This is a genomic window from uncultured Thiocystis sp. (assembly GCF_903866365.1).
Classification (GTDB): Bacteria; Pseudomonadota; Gammaproteobacteria; order Chromatiales; family Chromatiaceae; genus Chromatium.
On the sequence record NZ_CAIPNF010000493.1, the window covers coordinates 1 to 4,029 of the forward strand.

At 60.3% G+C, this 4,029-nt stretch carries 4 protein-coding genes; all 4 read left to right on the forward strand.

Going from position 1 to position 4,029, the window contains the following annotated elements; translation table 11 throughout:
- A partial coding sequence (locus tag QZY07_RS26685; RefSeq protein WP_295409372.1) for a CbbQ/NirQ/NorQ C-terminal domain-containing protein occupies positions 1–255 on the forward strand: 255 nt, incomplete at its 5' end.
- Between the two features lie 2 nt (positions 256–257).
- Positions 258–665: a hypothetical protein gene (locus QZY07_RS26690; RefSeq protein WP_295409374.1), complete on the forward strand. Its 408-nt coding sequence runs from the start codon at positions 258–260 to the stop codon at positions 663–665.
- A 136-nt stretch (positions 666–801) separates the two neighbouring features.
- The gene (locus QZY07_RS26695) at positions 802–1,911 is read left to right on the forward strand and encodes a DUF3150 domain-containing protein (protein ID WP_295409377.1); all 1,110 of its coding nucleotides are present in this window, start codon (positions 802–804) and stop codon (positions 1,909–1,911) included.
- A 125-nt stretch (positions 1,912–2,036) separates the two neighbouring features.
- Complete coding sequence (locus QZY07_RS26700; protein ID WP_295409380.1) at positions 2,037–4,010, forward strand: VWA domain-containing protein; 1,974 nt, start codon at positions 2,037–2,039, stop codon at positions 4,008–4,010.
- The last annotated feature ends 19 nt before the right edge of the window (positions 4,011–4,029 follow it).

The following is a 4,029-nucleotide window of genomic DNA, read 5'->3' on the forward strand; positions in this document are numbered from 1 at the left end:
AAGATGATCGCCGTCGCCAACGAGATCCGTCGCCTGTTTCTGGGCGAAGGCGAATCGGGGGCTGAACTCACGGTCACGATGTCCACGCGGACGCTGATCCGTTGGGCGCGACTGTCGCTCACCTTCCGGGGTGCGCCCCAGCCGATTTGTCATGCCTTGGAACAGGCGTTGACAAACAGGGCCGATCCCGAGCAACGCGAGGCGATCCATCGGATTGCCGAAGATGTGATGGGAAATCTGTGGCTGGGGGTCTAGCGATGGATCAACACAAAGTACTCAACCAGTTTGAGGTCTATGAGTACATCCATCCTGATGGCCGAAGCAAATCCTGGGGCTACCGGCGTCTCCCAACAGGGGAGATCGAAGTCCGCTGGGGATCAGGAAATCGGCTCTCGCAACACAAGATCTACCCCGCCTCCGCCGACCGCAAGGTCCGGAAGACGGCGGTCACCAAGGTTCGCGAGGGATACCGCGACATCGGGCGGCATGCGATTAACACGTCGAATGACCTCGTGTTCTCATTCCCCCCCAAGTCGGTCTCGCCGGTTGGTCGCCCTGTGGTCGTCAACCAGACGGTGCCAGACGTCACACCGCCGCGTCCGCGTGTCCCGGCCTTCGATCTCTCGCTGATCGACACCGAGATCCCCGACTTAGGCTGGTTCTAAGACCGCGATCGCCCGACGCGCATCCGGCGTCATTCAACCGCCAGCCTCCGCTGGCCTTCACCCCCTGGGGAGTCACGCGCCTCCCCTTGGGGGCGTGCGTCTCTCTTTGTTGGAGAAACGCATGAAAAACATTTGCTTGAACGACACGCTCATCACGATCGCCGAGAAAATGGCCCTGATCGTCCTGACCGTCAGTCAGTGGTCCGGGCGCAAGAAGCTTCGGGCCGACGATTTGGAACTGACCGACAGCGAGGTTCCTTCCGAGGAACTCGTCTCCCTCGGCAGTAAGCGAATCTGCAACCCGGATGCCCTCCGGGTCTTCGGAACCCTGAAGGGACAAGCGGATCGGGCCTGCCTGAAGGTTGGCACCCGGTTTCTCGGGGGGTACTTGATCCCGAATGACCAGCTTGCCGCCCTCAGTGGCGAACTGGATCTGCTGAAAACCGAGTACGAAGTCGAAACCCAGCACTTTCTGACCGGGTATGACCGGGAGATCGAAGACTGGATCCTGCGTCACCCGGAATGGGAGCGGCAGCTTCGCACCGCCGTCGACCCGGCGGCCAAGATCGGCACGAAGTTTTCGTTCCGGTATCGTCCGCTGATTATTCAGCCCGCCGAAGGGCAGCACGACACGCTGGTGGAGGATGTGGCCGACATTGCTACCACGGTGTTCCACGAGATCGCCCAAATCGCGATCCCGCTGGAAAAAAGCCTGATCGGCAAGGAGGCGATGTCGCAACACGCCCTGAGAACTTTCCGCCGGGTTCAACAAAAACTCGACATTCTGAGTTTCGTGGATCCCCGCATCGGACCGATTCTCGATCAGGTGGAGCGGTTTCTGCGCCAAGTTCCGCCGAGCGGCCCTGTCACAGGATCCATGTTTCAAGAAGGCTTCGGCCTGTGGATGCTTCTCTGCGACGAAGATCGGATGGCGCGTCACGGTGCAGGGATGCTGAATCCTGTGGTTGAAGCCGAAGTTGATGCCGAGGTTGATGCCGATGCCGAAGTTGAGGCCGAAACCGAGGTTGAGTCCGACGTCGAGACGATGACCGAAGTTGAGGCTGAAGCCGACATCGCAACGCATCTGGACGTCAGTCTGGACGCCAGCGACCTGTTTGACGACTTCGACGACTTCGACGTGGAGACGCCGTTTTTAGGCGTGTTTGAAGAGGCCCGGCTGAACGACGCCGAAGCCGAAGTGGCCGAAGCCGAGACCAAAACCATCCAAGATTTCGGCTGGTTTTAATCCGACGATCCCCAGCCAGGGGAACGCCAACAAGAACGGTGTGCGACGAACGTCGACACCCTTTTCCCCACCGGGGCACACGCTGCCCCGAGGGGGCGGAGCGTGTCCATTTTTGGAGACGCACCATGCAAACCAAGACCCTGAATCGGGCCATGCCCATTGTCGCCGCCGCGCTCGGACGCAAGTTCGGCGTGAACGTCATCGTCGGTGGCACAACCGCCAGCCAGACGGCCAGTACCGATGGCAACACTATCTGGATACCGGATCTTCCGGCGGATTCCGCCCTGCGCGAGGTCGCGTGGGGATTTCTGGCGCATGAAGCCAGTCATGTCAGAAGTACCGACATGACGGTATTCCGCGCGGCGGCGCTCAAGTCGCCGTTGCAAAAGACCTTGCTTAATATTCTGGAGGACATCCGCATTGAGCAGGCCATTCGCCGTTCCTACCCAGGGACGAAAAAAACCCTGGAAACGGTCGTCGACTGGATGATCGGCAACCATCGATTGTGTGCGCCTGATCCGAAAGATCATCCTGCGTCCATTTTGACCGGCTATCTGCTGTTGACCCTGCGATGCCGGGTGTTGGAGCAAACCGCCCTGACCGCCTTCGCGGCGCAAGCGGAGAAGGTGCTTCGTCAGATATTCCCCGCGTCGACGGTTCGTCGCTTGATGGGGATGACCATTGAAGTGACCAGGCTGAAAAGGACGGCTGAGGCCAATCAGTTGGCGGAGCGAATCCTTCTTCTACTGAAGGATGAGAAACAGGCTGCCGAGCAGCCGCAAAACGATTCCAAGGGTGGCTCCGAGGGCGACTCCAAGGATTCCAAGGACGACTCCGAGGGTGGCTCCAAGGGTGACTCCGGGGATGATTCCGGGGACGGCTCCGAGGATTCCAAGGGTGGCTCCGGGGATGATTCCGGGGACGACTCCGAGGATTCCAAGGGTGACTCCGGGGACGACTCCGGGGATTCCAAAGGTGGCTCCGGGGACGACTCTGGGGACGACTCCGAGGATTCCAAAGGTGGCTCCGGGGACGATTCCGAGGACGACTTCGAGGATTCCAAGGGTGGCTCCGGGGACGATTCCGGGGACGACTCCGAGGATTCCAAGGGTGACTCCGGGGACGATTCCGAGGGTGGCTCCGGGGGTAGCTCCGGGGACAATTCCGGTGACGGCTCCGAGGATGAATCCAAGGGTGGCTCCGGGAACGATTCAGGGAAGACGTCAAAAACCCTCCAACAGGCGCTGGAGGCTGACGAAAACGATCTCGATCAGGATTTGTTCGAGACCGCGAAAACACTTCTAAAAACCGAGTCGAGAAGGCACGGACGTCAGACCACGCTCCCGATCGGGGTGGACGCAGCTCTGAGTTCAGAAGGCAAAAGCCTTCTCCAGGACGTTCAAGGAGAATCGCGGGCCTTAATCGCCCAACTGCAAGGGTTGGTGCAGTCCGCGCAGATGGATCGGCCATACGCCGTTCATCAGGGGAAAAAACTGGTCGCTCACCGTCTGCACCGCGCGGGCGTTGGCGATTCGAGGCTATTCGCCCGGAAAAGGGAACGAACGGCACCGAACACGGCGGTCCATCTTCTGATCGACCTGTCGGGGTCAATGGGGAACGATTACGGCGGCGAATCGCAGAGCGATATCGCTCAGAAATCCGCCTTGGCGCTGGCGCTGGCACTCGACACCATTCAAGGCGTGTCGGTCGCGGTGACGGCCTTTCCAGGCATGGCTGGGGAGGGCGAACAGGTTTCCCGCCTGATCCAGCATGGGCAACGGCCCGCCAGACGTGCTGGCGCTTTCCTGCAAGAGGCGCGCGGTAACACGCCCTTGACACAGGCGTTGTGGTACGCCGCCGCCGATCTCTTGCAGCGACAGGAGCGGAAGCGGGTGATCCTGGTGATGACCGACGGCAAGCCTGATGACGTGATCGGGGCGACGAACATCATCGAACAATGCCAGGCAACTGGCATCGAGATCGCCGGCATTGGCATCAAAATCGACGTGTCGTGGCTGTTTCCACGTCACATCCAGATCGATGCTCCTGCCGATCTCAAGAAAACGCTGTTCGGTCTCGCCGAGCAGTTCCTCGTTTAGCGCCCTGACGCCCGCTGGC